17 protein-coding genes are annotated in these 19,537 nt (G+C 72.9%); 13 read left to right on the top strand and 4 right to left on the bottom strand.

All coding sequences use genetic code 11. From position 1 onward, the window contains the following. Window positions 1-71: 71 nt before the first annotated feature. The 6 genes from Afe05nite_RS27965 to Afe05nite_RS27940 are packed head-to-tail and all read left to right on the top strand — an operon-like array spanning window position 72 to window position 8,229. Window positions 72-1,958, top strand: coding sequence for a primary-amine oxidase (locus Afe05nite_RS27965; RefSeq protein ID WP_203820207.1), 1,887 nt, complete (start codon window positions 72-74; stop codon window positions 1,956-1,958). Beyond that, complete coding sequence (locus tag Afe05nite_RS27960) at window positions 1,949-2,344, top strand: hypothetical protein (protein ID WP_203820206.1); 396 nt, start codon at window positions 1,949-1,951, stop codon at window positions 2,342-2,344. The genes Afe05nite_RS27965 and Afe05nite_RS27960 overlap by 10 nt, the downstream gene beginning before the upstream one ends. Further along, window positions 2,341-3,795 (top strand): aldehyde dehydrogenase family protein, encoded by a 1,455-nt coding sequence (locus tag Afe05nite_RS27955; protein ID WP_203820205.1) that lies wholly within the window; start codon window positions 2,341-2,343, stop codon window positions 3,793-3,795. Before Afe05nite_RS27960 ends, Afe05nite_RS27955 begins: the two co-directional genes overlap by 4 nt. Further along, window positions 3,795-5,291, top strand: coding sequence for a class I adenylate-forming enzyme family protein (locus Afe05nite_RS27950; RefSeq protein ID WP_203820204.1), 1,497 nt, complete (start codon window positions 3,795-3,797; stop codon window positions 5,289-5,291). The genes Afe05nite_RS27955 and Afe05nite_RS27950 overlap by 1 nt, the downstream gene beginning before the upstream one ends. Beyond that, window positions 5,273-7,462 carry a CaiB/BaiF CoA-transferase family protein gene (locus Afe05nite_RS27945; protein ID WP_203820203.1) on the top strand — a complete coding sequence of 730 codons (2,190 nt, stop codon included), beginning with the start codon at window positions 5,273-5,275 and terminating at the stop codon, window positions 7,460-7,462. Before Afe05nite_RS27950 ends, Afe05nite_RS27945 begins: the two co-directional genes overlap by 19 nt. Window positions 7,463-7,467: 5 nt before the next feature. Continuing rightward, a complete protein-coding gene (locus Afe05nite_RS27940) occupies window positions 7,468-8,229 on the top strand; it encodes an enoyl-CoA hydratase/isomerase family protein (RefSeq protein WP_239118250.1) in 762 nt (253 codons plus the stop codon). Here the strand turns inward: Afe05nite_RS27940 and Afe05nite_RS27935 are convergent. After that, a complete protein-coding gene (locus tag Afe05nite_RS27935; RefSeq protein ID WP_203820201.1) occupies window positions 8,216-8,551 on the bottom strand; it encodes a ferredoxin family protein in 336 nt (111 codons plus the stop codon). The genes Afe05nite_RS27940 and Afe05nite_RS27935 overlap by 14 nt on opposite strands. Before the next feature lie 12 nt (window positions 8,552-8,563). Then, entirely contained in the window at window positions 8,564-9,529 is a 966-nt protein-coding gene (locus Afe05nite_RS27930) for an NAD(P)/FAD-dependent oxidoreductase (RefSeq protein ID WP_239118237.1), read from the bottom strand. A 178-nt stretch (window positions 9,530-9,707) separates the two neighbouring features. On the opposite strand from Afe05nite_RS27930, the gene Afe05nite_RS27925 reads away from it, so the two are divergent. The 7 genes from Afe05nite_RS27925 (at window position 9,708) to Afe05nite_RS27895 (ending at window position 16,768) form a co-directional block, all read left to right on the top strand. Beyond that, window positions 9,708-10,931 carry a Rieske 2Fe-2S domain-containing protein gene (locus Afe05nite_RS27925; protein WP_203820200.1) on the top strand — a complete coding sequence of 408 codons (1,224 nt, stop codon included), beginning with the start codon at window positions 9,708-9,710 and terminating at the stop codon, window positions 10,929-10,931. Further along, the gene (locus tag Afe05nite_RS27920; RefSeq protein WP_203820199.1) at window positions 10,931-11,863 is read left to right on the top strand and encodes a DODA-type extradiol aromatic ring-opening family dioxygenase; all 933 of its coding nucleotides are present in this window, start codon (window positions 10,931-10,933) and stop codon (window positions 11,861-11,863) included. Before Afe05nite_RS27925 ends, Afe05nite_RS27920 begins: the two co-directional genes overlap by 1 nt. Further along, entirely contained in the window at window positions 11,860-13,137 is a 1,278-nt protein-coding gene (locus Afe05nite_RS27915) for a M20 family metallopeptidase (RefSeq protein ID WP_203820198.1), read from the top strand. Before Afe05nite_RS27920 ends, Afe05nite_RS27915 begins: the two co-directional genes overlap by 4 nt. Then, window positions 13,134-13,994, top strand: a complete 861-nt coding sequence (locus Afe05nite_RS27910; protein ID WP_203820197.1) for an alpha/beta fold hydrolase — start codon at window positions 13,134-13,136, stop codon at window positions 13,992-13,994. The genes Afe05nite_RS27915 and Afe05nite_RS27910 overlap by 4 nt, the downstream gene beginning before the upstream one ends. 108 nt (window positions 13,995-14,102) lie before the next feature. Next, window positions 14,103-14,954 (top strand): alpha/beta fold hydrolase, encoded by an 852-nt coding sequence (locus Afe05nite_RS27905; RefSeq protein ID WP_203820196.1) that lies wholly within the window; start codon window positions 14,103-14,105, stop codon window positions 14,952-14,954. Then, window positions 14,954-15,892 carry a quinone oxidoreductase family protein gene (locus Afe05nite_RS27900; RefSeq protein ID WP_203820195.1) on the top strand — a complete coding sequence of 313 codons (939 nt, stop codon included), beginning with the start codon at window positions 14,954-14,956 and terminating at the stop codon, window positions 15,890-15,892. The genes Afe05nite_RS27905 and Afe05nite_RS27900 overlap by 1 nt, the downstream gene beginning before the upstream one ends. Window positions 15,893-15,961: 69 nt before the next feature. After that, entirely contained in the window at window positions 15,962-16,768 is an 807-nt protein-coding gene (locus Afe05nite_RS27895) for an IclR family transcriptional regulator (RefSeq protein ID WP_203820194.1), read from the top strand. Here Afe05nite_RS27895 and Afe05nite_RS27890 read toward each other — a convergent pair. Together Afe05nite_RS27890 and Afe05nite_RS27885 are read right to left on the bottom strand one after the other, a co-directional pair. Continuing rightward, window positions 16,749-18,659, bottom strand: coding sequence for a GMC family oxidoreductase N-terminal domain-containing protein (locus Afe05nite_RS27890; RefSeq protein WP_203820193.1), 1,911 nt, complete (start codon window positions 18,657-18,659; stop codon window positions 16,749-16,751). The genes Afe05nite_RS27895 and Afe05nite_RS27890 overlap by 20 nt on opposite strands. After that, window positions 18,656-19,468, bottom strand: coding sequence for an alpha/beta fold hydrolase (locus Afe05nite_RS27885; RefSeq protein WP_203820192.1), 813 nt, complete (start codon window positions 19,466-19,468; stop codon window positions 18,656-18,658). Before Afe05nite_RS27885 ends, Afe05nite_RS27890 begins: the two co-directional genes overlap by 4 nt. Window positions 19,469-19,537 lie beyond the last annotated feature (69 nt).

Here is a 19,537-nt window from a genome sequence, read left to right as displayed (position 1 = left end):
GCGGACCGGAGCCGGGATCGGTGCCCGTACGGCGTGCTTCTCTGGGGGCCGCCCCGCGAAAGGACCACGCTATGCGCAACCCCCTGTTCGATGCTCTGACCGCGGACGAGATCCGCCGCGTCGCGGCGGTGATCCGGAGCGAACGGATCGGCGGCGAGCGTCCCGGCTTCAGCGCGGTCTTCACCGACGAACCGGACAAGTACGCGCTGCGCGCCGGCACCGCGGTCACCCGGCGTGGCCGGGCCATGATCCTCGACCGCGACACCGGCCGGACCTACGACGTCGTCGTGGACCTGGACTCCGACAAGATCGTTTCGTCGGCCGAGGTGACCGACGGCTCGGCGCCGGTGCTCGTCGAGGAGTTCGAGCTGGCGCCCGCGCTGATCAAGCGGGACCCGCGCTACGTCGAGGCGCTCGCCAAGCGCGGCATCACCGACCTCGACAAGGTGCAGATCGACCCGTGGGGCGTCGGCAACATGGCCGACGTGCCGGTGCGGGGTCGCCGGATGGCCGGCTCGGTGTCGTATTACCGCGAGTTCCCGGACGACAACGGCTACGCCCACCCGATCGAGGGCGTCATGGCCGTCGTCGACCTGGTGAGCCACGAGGTCGTCGCGGTGCACGACTTCGGCGTCCGCCCGATGAACCCCGATCTGTGCAACTACACCGCCGACGCCAACCAGCCGATGCGCGACGACATCGCGCCGCTGGAGATCACCCAGCCGCACGGCGTCGGTTTCCGGCTCGACGGTCCCGAGCTCACCTGGCAGAAGTGGCGCCTGCGGATCAGCATGCATCCGCTCGAAGGCCTCGTCCTGCACGCGGTCGAGTACCGGGACGGCGACCGGTACCGGTCGATCATGCACCGCGGCTCGCTCGCCGAGATGGTCGTGCCCTACGGCGATCCCTCGTCCGAGCACTTCTGGCGCAGCGCGTTCGACGTCGGCGAGTACGGGCTCGGCAAGCTGGCCAACTCGCTGCGGCTCGGCTGCGACTGCCTCGGCGAGATCGTCTACCTGGACGCCGTGCTGGCCGGCGAGGACGGCTCACCGGTGACCATCGAGAACGCGATCTGCATCCACGAGGAGGATGACGGGATCCTCTGGAAGCACACCGACTGGGTCACCGGCAAGGTCGACGTGCGCCGGTCCCGCCGGTTGGTCGTCAGCTTCATCGCCACCGTGGGCAACTACCACTACGGCTTCTTCTGGTACTTCTACCAGGACGCCTCCATTCAGATGGAGATCAAGCTCCTGGGCATCGTGCAGACCCGCGCGGTCGAGGACGGCGGGCCCGCCCCGCACGGCACCCCGATCGGGACGAACCTGATCGGCACCTACCACCAGCACCTGTTCTCGTTCCGGCTGGACATGGAGGTGGACGGCTGGGAGAACACCGTCGTCCAGAACGACGCGTACAGCGTGCCGGTCGGCCCGGAGAACCCGTACGGCAACGCCATCGGCGTGCGAAAGACCGTCATCGACCGGGAGAACGCCGGGGACTGGGTGACCAACACGCAGAGTTCGCGGAACTGGACGGTGGTCAACCGGGGCCGGACCAACCGGTGGGGCGTACCGGTCGGCTACAAATTCCTGCCCGGCTGGAGCTCCGCCACCATGCTCGCCCAGCCGCCGTCGCTGATCGCCCGGCGGGCCGGGTTCGGCACCCGCAACATGTGGGTGACGCCGTACCGCCCGGACGAGATGCGCTCGGCCGGCGACTACCCCAACCAGAGCCGGTCCGGCGACGGCCTGCCCCGCTGGACGGCCGCCGACCGGCCGGTCGCGGACACCGACGTCGTGCTGTGGCACACCCTCGGCGTCACGCACATCCCGCGCGCCGAGGACTGGCCGGTCATGCCGGTCGAGAAGGCCGGCTTCCAGCTGTTGCCGGTCAACTTCTTCGACCGCAACCCGGCGCTGGACGTACCGGCGGCCGAGGCCCGGCATTGTCACTGACGGCCCGGACCGGCGCCGTGGTGGCGGTCGCCTGCCTGAGCGTGCACGCCGCCCTGCTGATCGTCGCCGGCCCGGCCGCCGCCCCGATGTTGGCCCTCTCGATCGTCTGCGCGGTCTGCGCCCGCGGCCGTGCCTCGCGCCCGGAACACGCCGCGATGGTCGCCCTGAGCGGGCTGATGCTGGCGATGCACCTGGGCGGCCATCACCACGGCGGCGCGGCGCTGATGCGGGCCGGCCTGGCGCTGGCCGGCACGCAGGTCGTGCTCGGGGTGCTGAGCCTGCGGTCCGGTGGGCGGTCCGGACTCGTTGATTCGGGGCTTCGCCCGGTTCACGATCGGCATCTCGACGGCACGACGTACGTGCCTTTACCTGGGAGGACACCGTGACGCAGGCGGAGAGGCTTTTGATCGCGGGCGAATGGGTGCCCGCCGAGTCGGGGCGGACCAGCCGCACGTACGACCCGTCGAACGGAACGGAGCTGGCCGAGTTCGCCGAGGCCGGCCGCGCGGACGTGGACTCGGCGGTCGCCGCGGCGCGGGCCGCGTTCGAGGATCCGGCCTGGCGGGACCTGAGCCCCGACGCCCGGGGCCGGATGCTCTGGAAGGTCGCCGACCTGATCGAACGGGACGCGGCCGAGCTCGCCGAGCTGGAGACCCACGACCAGGGCCAGCCCATCGCGATGTCCACCGGCGTCAACGTGGTGCTGGCCGCCCAGGTGTTCCGCTACTACGCCGGGTGGGCCACGAAGATCGAGGGCAAGCTGTCAAGCGTTTCGGTGCCGGACACCCTGCACTACACGCGGCGTGAACCGCTCGGGGTGGTCGGGCTGATCACGCCGTGGAACTTCCCGTTCGCGATCGCCGCCTGGAAGCTCGCCCCGGCCCTCGCGACCGGGAACACCGTGGTCCTCAAGCCGGCCGAGCAGACCCCGCTGAGCACGCTGCGGCTGGGCCGGCTGTGCGTCGAGGCGGGCTTGCCGGCCGGTGTGGTGAACGTGCTGACCGGCGGCCCGGAGGTGGGCCGGGCGCTGGTCGCCCACCCGGACGTCGACAAGATCTCCTTCACCGGGTCGACCGAGGTCGGCCAGCAGATCGCCGCGGCGGCCGCGACCGACCTCAAGCGGGTCGGCCTCGAACTGGGCGGCAAGGCGCCGAGCATCATCACCCGCGACGCCGACATCGATGCCGCCGTCGTCGGGAACCTGCAGGGCGCGCTGTTCAACACCGGGCAGGCGTGCGGCGCGTACACCCGGTTCTACGTCGACGCCAAGCGGGCCGACGAGTTCACCGAGAAGATCGCGGCGGCGGCGCAGACCCTCAAGATCGGCCCGGGGATCGACCCGGACACCGTGCTCGGCCCGCTGGTGTCGCAGGAACAGCTCGACCGGGTGGCCGGCTACGTCGCCGGTGGTGTCGCGCAGGGCGCCCAGCTGGTCACCGGCGGCGACCGGGCGTCGGGCCGCGGCCTGGACAGCGGCTACTTCTTCAGCCCGACGGTCTTCGCGGGCGTCCGGGACGACATGACGATCGCCCGCGAGGAGATCTTCGGGCCGGTGCTGTCCATCCTCAGCTACGACGACGAGGACGAGGCGGTGGCCCGCGCCAACGACACCCGCTACGGCCTCGCCGCGGTCGTCTGGACGCACGACCTGACCGCGGCGCACCGGTTGGCCGCCCGGATCCACGCGGGCACGGTGTTCGTCAACCAGCTGCCGCTGATCGACCCGGGTGCGCCCTGGGGCGGATTCGGGATGTCCGGCTGGGGCCGGGAGATGGGGACGTTCGCGCTCGACGAGTTCACCGAGACCAAGGGCGTATGGGTCAACCTGGCCCGCTGATGATCGAGGTCACCGGTCGGCCGGAGACCCTGTTCGACGTGTTGAGCCGGCGGGCCGCCGCCGAGCCCGGCCGGGTGGTGGCGACGTTCGCCGGCGCCACCCGGGCCGATCTCACGCTGGGGGACTGGCTCGCGTCGGCGCAGCGGCTCGCCCGGCTGCTGGCGTCGGCGGAACTGGGCCTGCGCCGGGGCGATCCGGTGGTGACCTGCCTGCGGCCGGGGCCGGCGCTGGCGGTCGTCCTGGCCGGCGTGGCCCGGGCCGGCCTGGTCGAGATCCCGGTCGCGCCGGGCGGCACACCGGCGACGGCCGGCCGGGTCGCGATCGTCGGCACCGGCGCGCTGGCCGCCGACCCCGGCCTCGCGGGTCTCGCGCCGGTCGTGCGCACCGTCGACGACGGCGGCGGCCCCGGCGACCTCGACGACGTGCGCCCCGGTCCGCTCGGTCCGCCCCCGGCGCCGGGCGACCCGGCGCTGGTGCTGAGCACCTCCGGCACCACGGGCCGGCCCAAGGGCGTTCTGCTGCCGCACTTCGCCGGCGTCCGGCACGCCCGGCGGGTCACCGCCTCCATGCGGTACGGCCCGGACGACGTCCTCTACAACGCGTTCCCGTGGAACCACGTGAACGTCCGGCACACCGGCCTGCTCGCCGCGCTCGTCAGCGGGGCCCGCCTGCTCGCCGTGCCGCGGTTCTCCGCGTCGGCGTTCTGGGGGCTGTGCCGGGCGGAGCAGGTCACCGCGTTCAACTTCATGGGCGCGGTCGCGGCCATCCTGCTGCGCGCGCCGGCCCGGCCCGGGGACCGCGACCACCGGGTCACCCGCGCCTACGGCGGCCCGGCGCCGCGATGGCTGGCCGAGCAGTTCCGGGAACGCTTCGGCGTGCAACTCGTCGAGGCGTACGCGTGCACCGAACTCGGCGACGTCACCAGCAACCTGATCGACGACGTGGCCGAGGGCACGGCCGGCCGGCCGGTGCCGGAGTACGAGGTGCGGATCGACACCGACCGCCGGATCGCCGTGCGCGCCAGGCATCCGTACCTGAGCACGCTCGGCTATGCGGGCAGTGCCGAGCCACCACCGGAGTGGATCGTCACCGGTGACCTCGGGCGGTTCGACGAGGCGGGCCGGCTGGTCTACTGCGGGCGGCACACCGACGTGATCCGGCGTCGCGGCGAGAACATCTCGGCCTGGGAGGTCGAGTCGGTCGTGGCGGCCATGCCCGGCGTGCGCGAGGCCGCCGCGGTCGGCGTCGCCTCGGAGTTCACCGAGCAGGACCTGCTGGTCGTGGTGGCCGGCGCCGGCCCGCTGCGACCCGAGGACGTGCATGCCTGGTGCCGCGGCCGGCTGCCCCGGCACAGCTGGCCGCGCTTCGTGGCCCGGCTGGACGCCCTGCCGCGCAACGCCTCCGCCAAGGTCGACAAATCCGCCCTGCGCTCGGTGAGCGGCGAAGACCTCGAACATCTGCGACGAAGGGACCACCCGTGCGAGTCCTCGACCTGACCGACGAACTGGGCGCGGCCGCTGTCCGCGCTCTGGTGGGCCTGGGCGCCGAGGTCGTGCGCGTGCCGGCCGGCCCACCCGGCCCGCGGGCGGCCGAACTGCACTGGTACGCCGGCACCCGGGTGACCGCCGACGGCCCGGGAGTGCTGGACGCCCTGGCCGCCGCGGCCGACGTGGTGCTCGAGAGCGGCCCGCGCCTCGGCCTGCGCGGGCTCACGCCGGCCGGGAAGTCGCGCTGGCCGGGCCGGGCGCACGTGGTCGTGACACCGTTCGGGCTGACCGGGCCGCGCCGCGACTGGCTGGCCGGTGACCTCGTCGCCGCCTCCGCGGGCGGGATGACCTGGCTCGGTGGTCGCGCCGACGGGCCGCCCAAGCCGCCGCCGCGCGAGTCGGCGCTCCAGGTGGCCGGGGCCCACGCGGCGATCGCGGTCTATCTCGGTGTGCTGGCCGGCGAAGGCGGGCTGATCGACGTCTCGGCCCAGCAGGCGGTGGCCGCGACCCTGGAGACCGGGGCGATCTCCTGGATCCACGCGGGCGCCTACCCGCGCCGCAGCGGCGGGGTCTACGCGCATGTGGCACACCGCGTCTTCCGGGCCGCCGACGGGTACGCCGCCGGCGGCTACTCCGGCAGCAATCGCATGTGGACGGACCTACTGGCCTGGCTGGACGAGACCGGCGAGGCCGCGGACCTGACCGACGAGAAGTACGCGGACCCGGTGTTCCGCTGGGCGGCCCGCCCGCACGTCGACGAGGTGGTGGCCCGGTTCGCCGCCCGCCGGAGCGCGGCCTCGCTGGGCGAACAGGGCCGTCGCCGCGCGCTGCCCTGGGCCGAGGTCAGCCCAGCCGACCGACTGTCCGACAACCCGCAGCTGCGCGACCGTGACTTCTTCATCACCGTCGACGGGCTCACCGACGTGGGGTATCCGGTGACGCTGCCCGGCCGTACCCCGCCCCGGACGCTCGACGGCCCGCGGGCGGGCGGGACGTGGACGTCGCCACGCCGCCCGCGAGGTGCCCGCAAGCTCGCCGGTCTGCGCGTCCTGGACCTGACCTGGGTGCTCGCCGGGCCGTACGCGACGAGGCAGCTGGCCGACTACGGCGCCGACGTGATCAAGGTCGAGTCACGGCACCGCCAGGACCCCACCCGGTTCCAGCCGTCGATGCGGCTGCGGCCGGGCGCCGGCTTCGACGACGGCGGCTACTTCCTGAACTTCAACCGGGGCAAGCGCAGCATCGCGGTGAACATGCGCCGGCCCGGGGGACCGGAGCTGGTCCGCCGGCTCGCCGCCGAGTGCGACGTGATCATCGACAACTACAGCCCCGGCACCATGGCGAAGTGGGGCCTCGACCACGCCTCCCTGGGCCGGCCGGACCTGATCGCGGTGTCGATGTCCGGCGTCGGGCAGACCGGGCCGTGGCGCAACGCGGTCACCTTCGCCGACACGCTCGCCGCGATGTCCGGGCTCACCCACGAGACCGCCGACCCGGGCGGCGATCCGCAGGGGCTCACCTTCGGCCTCGGCGACATGGTGGCGGCGAACGCGGCCGTGCTCGCCGTCCTGGCCATGCTCGCCGAGGGCCGCGGCGGGTTCGTCGACCTGTCCCAGCTCGAGGCGATGGCCGCGGCGATGGGACCGGCCCTGCTCGAGCAACAGTTGGGCGCGCCGGCCACCGGCGCGACGCCGAGCCGTCCGCACCGGGTCGCGCACCGGGCGCCGCACGGCGTCTACCCGGCGCGGGGCGACGACCGGTGGGTGGCGATCGCGGTCGACGACGACGACCAGTGGCGTACGCTCGCCCGCCTCGCCGGGATCGGCGAAGCCGGCCTTTCGCTCGCCGAGCGCAAGGCGGACGAGGACCGCATCGACGAGACCCTCGCGGCCTGGACGCGGACCCTCGACGCCGCCGCGGCGGCGGAATTGCTGCAGGCCGCCGGTGTGCCGGCGGCGGTGGTCAGCACCGGTGCGGATCTCACCGACCGCGACCCGCAACTGGCCGCGCGCGGCTTCTATCCGGTGCTGCGCCACCCGGTCGCCGGGGAGGTTCGCCACGAGGGAAGCGTGCTGCCCGCCCGCGTCGACCGGTCGGCGCCGTTGCTCGGCGAACACACCGTCGCCGTTCTCGAGGAACTGCTCGGCGGCGCCGCCGTCGACCCGACCGTTCTGGAGTGACAAGCATGCTCGACGTGACCGTGGCCGACGGAGTCGGCACCGTGGTGATCAACCGGCCGCCCGCGAACGCGGTGAACCCGGAACTGATCGAGGAATTCCTGACCGTCCTGCCGGACCTCGCCGCCGACGCCGCGGTCCGGTGTGTCGTCATCACCGGCACCGGCCGGTTCTTCGTGGCCGGCGCCGACATCGCGGTGATGCGCGACCTGTCGATGCCGAATCACATCCGGATGCGCCGCTGGATCGAGGTGCAGCGCGCGCTGGAACTGGCCCCCAAGCCGGTGATCGCCGCGATCAACGGGCATGCGCTGGGCGGCGGGGCGGAACTTTCACTGGCCTGCGATCTGCGCATCGCGGCGGCCTCGGCGTCGGTGGGTTTCCCGGAGATGAGCCTCGGTCTGTTCCCGGGCGCGGGCGGCAGTCAGCGGCTGCCGCGCCTGCTCGGCGCGCACCGGGCCAAGCTGCTCATGATCGAGGGCCGCCGGCTGGGGGCCGCCGAGGCCCTGGAGATCGGCCTGGTGGACGAGGTGGTCCCCGACGCCGACTTCGCGGCGGCGGTGGCGGACCGCGCGGCTCGGTGGGCGCGGCTGCCGACCGCGACGGTCGGGCTGCTCAAGCGGTCGATCGTCGAGGGCGCGCCGCTGGGCATCGACGAGGCGATGCGTGTCGAATGGGCCGCCGTTCAACGCGTGCTGGCCACCGAGGACGCGGCCGAGGGGCTCCAGTCGTTCCTCGACAAGCGTCCCCCGACGTTCACAGGCCGCTGACGAACGGCGTGTCGACGCCGATCTCACCGACCTTGCCGGCGCCGCCGGGCGCGCCCACCGGCGCGTCCCGGCCGGGCAGGACGACCTGGAAGAAGTCGCGCGAGTCCGCGACGAACCGGGTCCGGGCCTCGTCACCGCGGGCCTGGCGATCGACGAAGATGGCCTCGACCGGGCATTCGACCTCGCAGGCGCCGCAGTCGATGCACTCGGCCGGGTTGATGTAGCTCTTGCGGTCGCCGACGTAGATGCAGTCGACCGGGCAGACGTCCATGCAGGCGCGGTCGTTGACGTCGACGCAGTCCTTGCCGATCACGTAAGCCATGACGGGGTCCTCTCAGGCGGCTTCGGTGGAGTGACCGGGAAACAGGGAGGCTTCCGGGTCGAGTTCGACGGCGGCGTTGTGCACGGCGGTGGCGACCTCACCGAAACCGACGGACATCAGCCGCACCTTGCCCGGGTACTCGGTGACGTCACCGGCCGCGTACACGGCCGGCAGGTTGGTGCGCATGCGCTGGTCGACGCGGATCGAGCGGCCGGCGAGATCCAGCCCCCAGCCGGCCATCGGGCCGAGGTCGGAGACGAAGCCGAGGGCGGCGATCACGCTGTCGGCGGGCAGCACCTCCGCGCCGAGGTGCACGTGCGACACCCAGTCCTGGCCGGCCAGCTTGGTGATCTCGGTGTTGGTCCGGAAGGCCACGCCGGACCGCTCGGCCTCGGCGATGCTCGCGGCGTGCGCCCGGAACCGGGCCCGCCGGTGCACCACGGTCACGCTGCGCGCCAGCGGCACGAGCGCGTTGGCCCAGTCGATGGCGCTGTCCCCGCCGCCGACCACGACCACGTGCCGGTCGGCGTGCACGCTCAGATCGGGTACGAAGTACGACAGGCCCCGCCCGAGGAATTCCGTACCGGCCGGCAGCGGCCGTGGGGTGAAGGTCCCGATCCCGGCGGTCAACACCACGGCGCCCGCGTCGACCAGGGTGCCGTCGGCGAGCAGTAGTTGCGGCCGGCCCGCCTCGTGCCCGAGCCCGATCGCCTGCCGTTCCAGCAGATACCGCGTGCCGAACGCGTCGGCCTGGGCGGTGAGCCCGTCGACGAGCTCGCGGCCGGTGACGCCGGGCAGGCCGGCGACGTCGCGCACCACCTTCTCCGGGTACAGGGCCGCGATCTGTCCGCCGACCTGGGGCAGCGCGTCGACAAGGACGGTGCGCAGGCCGCGGAAGCCGGCGCAGAACGCGCCGTACAGGCCGGTCGGACCGGCGCCGACGATGGCCACGTCGGTATGGATCGTGGTCGGTTGCATGGCCCGACCGTAGGTATCGCCTCGGGCGCCGCCGACCGGGCGGGACCGCTGAGCGGAACGTGGACCGCTCAGCGGAACGCGTTTCGGTGGGCGGACCCGCCGGCTGGGACCGGCGCCGGGCGGGTGATTCGCTCGCCTGACGTTACCGCGGCCCCGGCCGCGAGAGGAGGAGTGCTCGATGGTCGCAGAACCCACCGCTCGCCGCCGGTCGCGGCGCGGGCGGCTGCCAGGACGTCAGGACTGGTCGAGCTGGCCGCACTACCAGGCGGCGGCCGCCGGCTTCCGCGGCTACTGGTATCCCGTCGCGTTCTCGTCGCAGATCACCGGCAAGCCGACGGCGGTGACCCTGCTCGGCGAGCGGATCATGGTGATGCGCGACCGCGGCGTCGTCTATGCGCTCAAGGACCGGTGCCCGCACCGCGGGGTGCCGCTCAGTTACGGCAACCAGCAGTTCCCGGGCACCGTGAGCTGCGTTTATCACGGCTGGACGTTCGACCTCAAGACCGGCGACCTGGCCGCCGCGATCACCGACGGGCCGGCCTCGCCGATCTGCGGCAAGGTCACCCAGCCCACGTTCGAGACGGCCGAGCGGCTCGGCCTGGTCTGGTTGTTCGTCGGCGACGGCGAGGACGCCCCGCCGATCGACGACCAGCTCCCCGAGGAACTGGTCGGCAACCCCGCCGTGGTGGGGGTGCGCCGGCAGGCCCGGGAGGGCAACTGGCGGTTCGCCGCCGAGAACGGCTACGACGAGGGCCACGCGAAGTACCTGCACCGCACCGCGTTGTGGCGGCTGTTCAAAGCCATGCCGGTCTACAACGACACCCGGATCGTCCGACGCGGACGCTGGATCTACCGGGTGCAGGACAACCAGTACTGGGAAGCCGACTTCCCGGGCCTCGGCAAGTGGTCCGGGCGGGCCTGGTACAAGTTCAATCCGCCGGTGGCCGCGGCGGGCAACCGCAACATCGGCAACACCGGCGGCGCCGCCAAGGTCGACGAGGTGATCGCGGCGCAGGACTTCCCGGGGTTCGCCTCGATCTCGATGCCCGGCGTCCTGCGTATCGCCTACCCCAAGTTCATCCACTACGAGTTCTACGTGCCGGTGGACGCGGATCACCACCTCTACGTGGGCGTGATGGTCAACTTCGCCGAGGGCGTGTCGACACTGCCGTTCTACGCCAAGTACCTGGGCGCGATCCGGTGGCTGTTCCACGGCCAGTTCTCCGGTCAGGACAAGTGGATGGTCGAGGTCACCGACGCCCCGCCGGAACGGCTCTACCGGCCCGACGAGTCGTTGCTGCAGTGGCGCAAACTCGCCGAGGACGTCACCGAACAACGTGCCGAGCGGCTCAAGGAGTCGGGTGTGACACCCGACTCGGGCCGGCCGGAGGTAACCCGATAATGGCCCGCATCGTCCTCGGGGTCGGCGCCTCCCACTCGACGCTCATGAACACCCACTGGGACCAGGTGGCCGGCGTGGACCGGGCCGAGCGTTTCCGGGACGCGCTCGGCGAGGCCCGCGAAGCGATCGCCGCCGTACAGCCCGACGTCGCGGTGATCGTCGGCTCCAACCACTTCCGCGGCTTCTGGCTCGACCTGATCCCGGCCTTCACGCTCGGCGTGGACCAGGTCGTCGCGGCCGGTGACGGCGGCACCCCCAAGGGGCCGCAGCGCACCGACCCGCCGTTCGCCCAGGCCCTCGCCGAGGATCTGGTCGAGCACGGCACCGAGGTGGCCATCTCGGCCAAACTGCAGATCGATCACGGACAGTCGCACGCCGTGCAGTACCTGCTGCGCGACCTCGACGTGCCGATCGTGCCCCTGGTCATCAACGTGTTCGCCACCCCGCTGCCGCTGATGAGCCGCTGCGTCGAGCTGGGCGCCGGCATCGCCCGCGCGATCCGGGCGATCGAGGACGACCGGCGTGTCGTGGTCATCGCGTCCGGCGGCCTCTCGCACCAGCTGCCGTGGCCCAGCCGATGGCAGGACCCCGCCGGTGACGACGAGGAATTCCTGGTCGAGGCGTGGCGCGAGGGCCGCGGCGCCTGGGAGAAGTACGACAAGCGCCGCCGCGAGATCATCGTCGGCGCCCGGCCCACCCTCTTCCCGGAGTTCGACGAGGAGTTCCTGGCCCGCCTCGGCCGCGGCGAGCTGCGGCACTACGCCGACTGGAGCAGCGCGCGGATCGGGGCGGCGGCCGGCAACGGCGGTCAGGAGGTGCGCACCTGGATGACGATGGCGTCCGCGCTCGGCTTCGCGCCGGGCCGCGCCCTGGCCTACAGCCCGATGCCGGAATGGCTCACCGGAATGGGCGTCGCGGTGATCGAGCCGTGAGCGACCTGCTGGCCGAGGTGCTCAGCCGGATCACCCCCGATCGGTTGCGCACGGCCGCCGTCGCGATCACCTCGATCCCGAGCCCGACCGGTCAGGAAGCGCCGCTCGCCGGGTGGCTGGCCGGGCAGATGCGGTCGAGCGGCATCCCGGCCACGGCCCAGGCGATCGATGCCGACCAGGCCAACGCGGTCGGCCGGGTGCCGAGCCGCCGGACCGGGCGCGACCTCATGCTCTACGCGCCGATCGACACGCTGACCACCGGCGACGAAGACGAGGACGTGCCGTGGATCGGGCCGTCGCTGCGGCCGGACATGCGGGCGCGGGGCGTCGCGCACGGGGATCTGGTGCAGGGGCTGGGCGCCGGGAACCCCAAGGGCCACGCCGCCTGCGTGCTGGTCACCGGGCAGGCGTTCGCCGAAGCGGTCGCTGCCACCGGGGAGCGGCCCGCGGGCGATCTCGTGCTGGCGTTCGGCGCCGGTGGGATGCCGACGAATGCGATCGGCGCCGGCCGGGCCAACACCGGACACGGTGTCGGAGCCTCGTTCCTGCTCGAACGCGGCTTCTACACCGACCACGCGATCATCGCCAAGCCCGGTGACTTCGTGGCCCACGAGGAGGTCGGGCTCTGCTGGTTCGAGGTGACGGTCCACGGCATCCACACGTACGCGGGAAGCCGCCACCGCCTCCCGTACCGGAATCCGATCGTGACCGCGGCCGAGGTCACCACCCGCCTGGAGCGGTGGCTCGCCGGTTTCCCGGCCCGGCACCGCACCGCCACCGCCGCGCCGCAGGGTGTCATCGGCGCCGTCGCGGGCGGGTGGGAGCGGATGCCCGCGGTCACCCCGGCCGCCTGCCGGTTGCGCCTGGACATCCGCCTCGCGCCCGGCCAGCACCCGCTGGGGGTGCGCCGCGAGCTCGCGGCAATGCTCGACCGGATCGGCGCCGAGGTCGACGCGGAGATCGACTGCGAGCTGGTCAACCACATCCCCGCCACGGCCACCGACCCGGGCAGTTGGGTGATCACCGAGACGATCCGGGCGTGGGAGGCGGCGTCCGGACGGCCGCACGTCCCGGTCACCGACGGCAGCGGCGCCACCGACGCCAACATCCTGCGCGCCCGGGGCATCCCGACCGCCCGGGTCGGCATGCCCAAGGCCGCACTGCCCGGGATCGATTTCGCCCTCGGGATGAACACCGTCGAGGTGACCGAGATGCGCCGGCTCTGCGAGGTGCTGGCCCGGGTCGCGGTCGCCAACAGTGAGGAGCAACGATGAGCAACGCACCCGAGGGCAAGTACGCCGAGGGTTATCACTACCTCGACCTCGGATCGGGCCCGGACACCGTGTTCCTGCACGGCGGTGGTCCCGGCTGCACCGGTTGGAGCGACTTCGGCCCGGTCGCCGGTCTGTTCGCCGAGCAGCGCCGGGTGCTGATCCCGGACATCCTGCAGTACGGCCGCTCGGACAAGGTGCGCATCACCGGGCCGATGTGGGACTTCCACGCGGCGCGCACGATCGCCCTGCTGGACTCGCTCGGCGTCGAGCGGGCCGACTTCGTCTGCAACTCGTGGGGCGGCACGATCGCGCTCGATCTGGCCGCGAACTATCCGTCGCGGGTGCGGTCGCTGGTCGTCACCGGCAGCATGCCGGTCTTCTACGGCCCGCTCGCCCCGCTGCCGGAGAACGGCCGGCGTGGCCGCAACGCGCGCGACGCGTACTACGGCGGCGAGGGCCCGACCCGGGAGAAGATGCGGCAGCTGATCACGCGGCTGGAGTGGTACGACGGCGACCGGCTCCCGGCGGCAACCCTGGAGCTGCGCTACCGGCAGAGCCTCGACGAGGGCGAGCGCGAGCTGGCCGCGATGTCCGACTCGCCGCGCGGTGAGTGGCAGGACCTCACCGCCGAACTGGGCCGGATCCAGGCGCCGACGCTGTTCATCTGGGGCCGCGAGGACGCTTTCCTGACGCCCGACTACCCGATGATGCTCGCCCGGATGGTCCGGCACGGGAACCTGCACGTGATGGACCACGTGTCGCACCACTTGCAGGAGGAGCAGCCGGAGCGGTTCCACGCCATCGTCGCCGCCTTCCTGGCCGACGTGGCCCGCCGGGATGGAGACCCGAACAAATGAAGATCATTCTGTGGCTCACCGGAGCCGGCGTGCTGGTGCTTGTCGCTCGGCGCCTGGCCGGGCGCAGCAACACCCAAGTCCACCGGATCAACCAACCGTAGGAGTGCCATGTCCATCTGGACCGACCTGATGCCGATCCCGTTCTCGGTGTCCTATGTGGATGCCGGTGGCGTGCCGACCCGGGCGCTGCGTGCCGGCGCGGGCGAACCGGTGGTGTTCCTGCACGGCACCAGCGGCCACCTGGAGGCGTTCAGCCGGAACATCGTGCCGCACGCCGCGCACTACGCGGTGCACGCCATCGACATGCTCGGCCACGGCTACACCGGCAAGCCGCCGCACCCGTACGAGATCCCCGGCTACGTGAAGCACCTGCTCGACTACCTCGACGCGACGGGCGTCGACAGGGCGCACATCGTCGGCGAGTCGCTCGGCGGCTGGGTCGGCGCCCGGGCCGCGGTGGACCACCCCGACCGGGTGGCCAGCCTGCAACTGCTCTGCGCCGGCGGCACCGTCGCCAACCCCGAGGTGATGGCCCGGATCGACTCGAGCACCCGCCAGGCGGTGGCCGGCGACGACGTGGAACTGACCCGGAAGCGCCTGCGGTTGCTCATGGCCGACCCGGTGAACGCCACCGAGGAACTGGTCGACGTGCGGCACCGGATCTACCACGAGCCCGACTTCGTGGCCAACGTCGACAACCTGCTGTCGCTGCAGAAGATGGAGATCCGCGTACCCAATCTGCTCACCGCCGAGCAGATGAGCCGGATCACCCAGCCGACGCTTATCGTCTGGGGTCGCAAGAACCCGTTCGGCGACGTGCCGGAGGCGCAGGCCATGCACGCCGCCATCGCCGGCTCACGGCTGGAGCTCTTCGAGGAGACCGGGCACTGGCCGCAGCACGAGCAGGCGGCCCGCTACAACCCGCTGAGCCTGGACTTCCTGGCGAAGGTGGCCGGCTGATGCGCGCGGTGCGGATACACGCCTGGGGCGAGCCGCCGGTGCTCGACGAGATCGACGAGCCGGTCCGCGGCGACGGTGAGGTCCTCGTGGAGGTCCAGGCGGCTGCGCTGGCCCACCTGGACCTCACGGTGGCGTCCGGGGAGTTCGGAATGCGGCCGCCGCTGCCGTACACCGGCGGCGTCGAGGGCAGCGGGGTGGTCCTGGCGGCCGACGATCTGGCCCCCGGCACCCAGGTCATGCTGCGAGGTGGCGGCCTCGGCCTGATCCGCGGCGGCACCTGGCAGGAACGGGTCAGCGTGCCGCGCAAGGCGGTGACCGTGCTCGACCCGCCGCTGCCGGCCGACGTGGCCGCCACGTTCTTCGTGCCTACCACCACCGCGGCTGTCGTGCTCGGCGACGTGGCGAGACTGCAGCCGGGCGAGAGGCTGGCCGTGGCCGGCGCGAGCGGAGCCGTCGGCGCGGCCGTCTGCCAGCTCGCCCGGCTGGCCGGCGCCGAGGTCACCGGGCTGGTCGGCAGCCCGGAGCGGCTGGCCGGACTGCCCGCGGGCGTCCCCGGCGTGGTGCTCGGCGAGGCCCCGGCCGAGTGGGCCACGCAACGCCCCTTCGACGTCGTCGTCGACACGCTCGGCGGCGAGGATCTCATCGGGCGTACCCGGTGGGTGCGGGCCGGTGGCCGGGCCGTGGTGATCGGCTACGTAGCCGGCACCCGGAGCACCCTCGACCTGCCGAACTGGCTGCTCGCCGACGTGGCGCTGCTGCCGGTCAACATGATCCGGCACGAGCGGCGGGCGCGCGAGCTCGCCGCGGGCCTGATCGGGCGGCTCGCCTCCGGCGAGCTCTCGGTGGCGGTCGAGCCGGTGCCGGCGGAGGCGGCGGCCGACGCCCTCGACCGGCTCGACCGGGGCCAGGTGCGCGGCCGGCCGGTGCTGAAGTTCTGATCGGTGGACCCGGTCCGGTGGCCGGAACGTCGCGTTGATAACTCCGCCGCCACCGACGAGCCTCGGGTGATGGAGGCCATAGCGAAACCCGGTTGCCTGTTCACCGCCGATCCCCGCGAGCCGCACCCCACCCCGGACAGCAACAGCGTCCTGGGCAAGGTGCGGCTGATCCTCGAGGTCTTCGGCCTCGACGACGAGACGCTCAGCCTGTCCGAGCTGGCCCGGCGGACCGGGCTGGCCAAGGCCTCGGTGCACCGGCTGAGCCAGGAGCTGGTCCACTGGGGTCTGCTGGAACGCCGCAACGGCGAGTACCGCCTCGGCATGCGGTTGTTCGAGATCGGGCAGCGGGTGCCGCGCCAGCGGATCCTGCGCGATCTCGCCCGGCCGCTGATGATCGACCTGGTGCAGTCCACCAACGAGACCGTCCACCTGGCCGTGGTGGACGGTCTCGAGGTGCTCTATCTGGAGAAGGTCAGCGGCGGCAACCAGATCAGCCGCCCGTCACGGGTCGCCGGCCGGATGCCGCTGCACTGCACCGCCACCGGCAAGGCCCTGCTCGCCTTCGGCCGGCGCGCCCTGCTCGACGAGGTCATGGCCGCGCCGCTGGCCCGGGTCACGCCGCGCACGACGGTCGCGCCGGGCCTGCTCGCCCAGGAATTGCAACGCGCCCGCGAGCTGGGCTACGCGGCCGAGTTCGAGCAGGCCCGGATCGGCTACATGAGCGTGGCCATCCCGCTCGCCGGGGCGACCGGCGCCACCGTGGCGGCCCTGTCGGTGACCGCCCCGACCTCGCGGGCCAACGCCGACCGGTACGCCGGGCTGCTCAGCCTCGTCGGCCGCCGGATGACCAAGCTGCTCAGCGCCCAGGAGATCTGAAGTCCTCGACGATGTGCCCGGCCGTCTTGGCGGCGTACGCCTCGATCGAGACCATCGGGTTGACGCCCGGGGCGGTGGGCAGCGCGGACGCGTCGGCCACGTACACCCCGCGGACGTCGAGCAGCCGGCCACGGCCGTCGACCACCGTGCCGGTGGCGCAGGTGCCGGACTGATGCGCCGACAGCGTCAGCACGTCGGCCCCGTCCAGCTCGGCCAGCACGTCCAGGAACGCATCGAAGTCCTCGCCCGCGTGCCAGCGCGGGTCGCCGGGCAGGAACGTGAAGATCTCCGAGGCGCCCGCCGCGCGCAACAGCTTGGCCAGTTCGACGTGGCAGCGCCGCACGACCGCCAGGTCGACCTCGTCGTCGAGGTCCCAATGGATCAGCGGCATCCCGTCCGGGCCCAGCTCGACCCGGCCCGACCCGTGATCGCGGGCGAAGCCCCACACCCCCGAGACGTGGCGCAGCCGTAGCTGTTCGCGCTTGTGCGAGGCGCCGTCGTGCCATGGGGTCAGCGCGGTCCAGAAGCCGAGGCCCATCGGCGCCGCCTCGATCACGAAGCCGTGCTCGCCGGCCACCCGGTCGAATTCATGGCTGACGCTGGTGAGGATCTGCCCGGCCCAGCCGTTCACGTCCTCCTCGAAGACCCCGCTCATGAAGTACGACGGGTGCACGTGCAGATTGCGCCCGGCCGCCGGCCCGCCGAGGCCCGAGGCGAGCAGCAGCGCCGGGCTGGCCAGGGCACCGGCCGCCAGCACCACGATCGGGGCCCGGATCACCACGTCGGCGCCGCCGACGGTCGCGCGGACCCCGGTCGCCCGGCCGTCCGCGGAGAGGATCTCCCGGACGTCGCAGTCGGGCAGCAGGCGGGCGCCGGAGTCGCTGGCGTCCTGCAGGAAGGTCTTCATCGTCGACTGCTTGCAGCCGGTCAGGCAGCCGGCGTTGCACTCGCCGCAGTACCGGGCGTCGTCGTCGCGGGCGTTGCGGGCCAGGGTCTGCCAGGCCAGCCCGGCCACCTCGAAGCCGCGGATCAGCACCTGGTTGACGCGGTTGTGCACGGTGTTGGCCGGGGTCGCGTTGATCCGCCGCAGCACGTCGCCCAGGTGGTCGCCGAACTCGTCCAGGCCGGCCATGCCGCGCGCGCGCCACTCGTCGAGCACGTAGCCGGGGGTGGGCAGGCAGGCCATCGAGTTGACCGTGGTGCCGCCGCCGACGGTCGAGCCGGCCAGCAGACCGACCGAGGCGGTCGTCGACCACAGGAAGCCGCCGCCGAGGTAGAGGTTGGGGAACGACAGCGCCTCGAGCTGGGGGAGATCGGGCTCGTTGCGGTACGAGCCCTTCTCCAGCACGAGGACGCGCAGGCCGGCGGCACTGAGCCGGGCCGCGGCCACGCCACCACCGGCCCCGGAACCGATCACCACGGCGTCGGCGGTGAGATCGTCGCCGACCCCGACCGTGCGCAACGTCTTCGGGAACTCGCTCTCGGACGGGGGCGGCAGCAGCGGGCCGGGGAAGCCGATGGCCGGCCAGGTCGGGTTGGTGGCCTCGGCGTCCGGCACGGTGTAGAACATCGCCAGGACGGTGCTCTGCAGAATGATCGCGCCGGGATAGGTCTCCGGTGCGGTCAGCGCCGCCCGCCAGGCGGTGGTGCGCTCGTCCGGGCCGGCGCCGGCGAAGTCCGGGCCGAGCGCGGCGAAGGTCGCGGCAACAGCCGCCTGGACGTGCGGGGCCAGCGCGGGCAGCACGGCCGCCACGATCTGGTCGATGCCGGCGTCCGAGGCGCTGAGCCCGAGCAGGGTGGCGGTCTCGGGCGAGTCGCCGGCCGCGGCGGACACCCGGGGGAGCAGGGTGTCGCAGACGGCGCGGATCGTCGCCGACGCAAAGGTGATCATGCGGTTGTGCCCTCCAGGAACGCGGTCACCAGAGCGGCGACCTCAGTTGCCTTCTGCTCCATGAGCGGGATGGTGCCGCCCTCGACGATCGCGACCTCCACCCGCGCGGCGCCGGTGAGCCCGGCCTGGACGCGCTCGACGTCGGGCCGGGCGAACGGGTCCGCCGACGCCCCGATGATCAGGGTGGGCGCCTCGATCCTGCCGATCCGCTCCTCCATGACATAGCGGGCGCAGGCGAGATGCCCTTCGGCCGGATCGACGCCGGGGGCGAGGGCGTCGCGGATGAACCGGTCGAGCAGGTCGGGCCGCCCGGCCGGGTAGTACGGCCGGCGCAGCTCCCACAACGTGGTCAGGTGGCGGCCGTCCGCGGCGGTCTCGGCCTCGTCGACGCCGGGGCCGTTCGCGTGCGACTCGCGGAACTCCGGCCCGGTCCACGGCGGCGAGGAGAGGATCAGCGCGGGTACCCGGGCGGGGACGGCGGCGGCCATCTCGATCGCGACCGCGCCGCCGGTGTGGTGCCCGAGCACCACCGCCTGGTCGACCCCGAGCGCGTCGAGCAGCGCGTACGCCCCGGCGGCCATGGCCTCGACGGTCTGCGGCCTCGGCAGCGGCGCGCTGAGCCCGAAGCCGTACATGTCCATGGCGATCACCCGGCGGCCGGCCGCGAGCAGCGGCTGAACCTCGCGGAACTCGTCGTACGAGCGCGGGGTCTGATGCAGCAGCAGAACGGCCGGGCCGGCGCCGAGCTCGGCGTAATGCATCTGGCCGTACGGGGTGTCCGCGTAACCGCGGGTCGGCACTGGCGTCATCGGAGTCCTTCCGGGGTGCACGGATGTGACGTGGCTCCATTCACCCGCCCGCACCCCGTCGAGCCGCAT

It is taken from the genome of Paractinoplanes ferrugineus (assembly GCF_016862195.1).
Classification (GTDB): Bacteria; Actinomycetota; Actinomycetes; order Mycobacteriales; family Micromonosporaceae; genus Actinoplanes; species Actinoplanes ferrugineus.
This window is presented reverse-complemented; position numbering and strand designations above follow the sequence as displayed.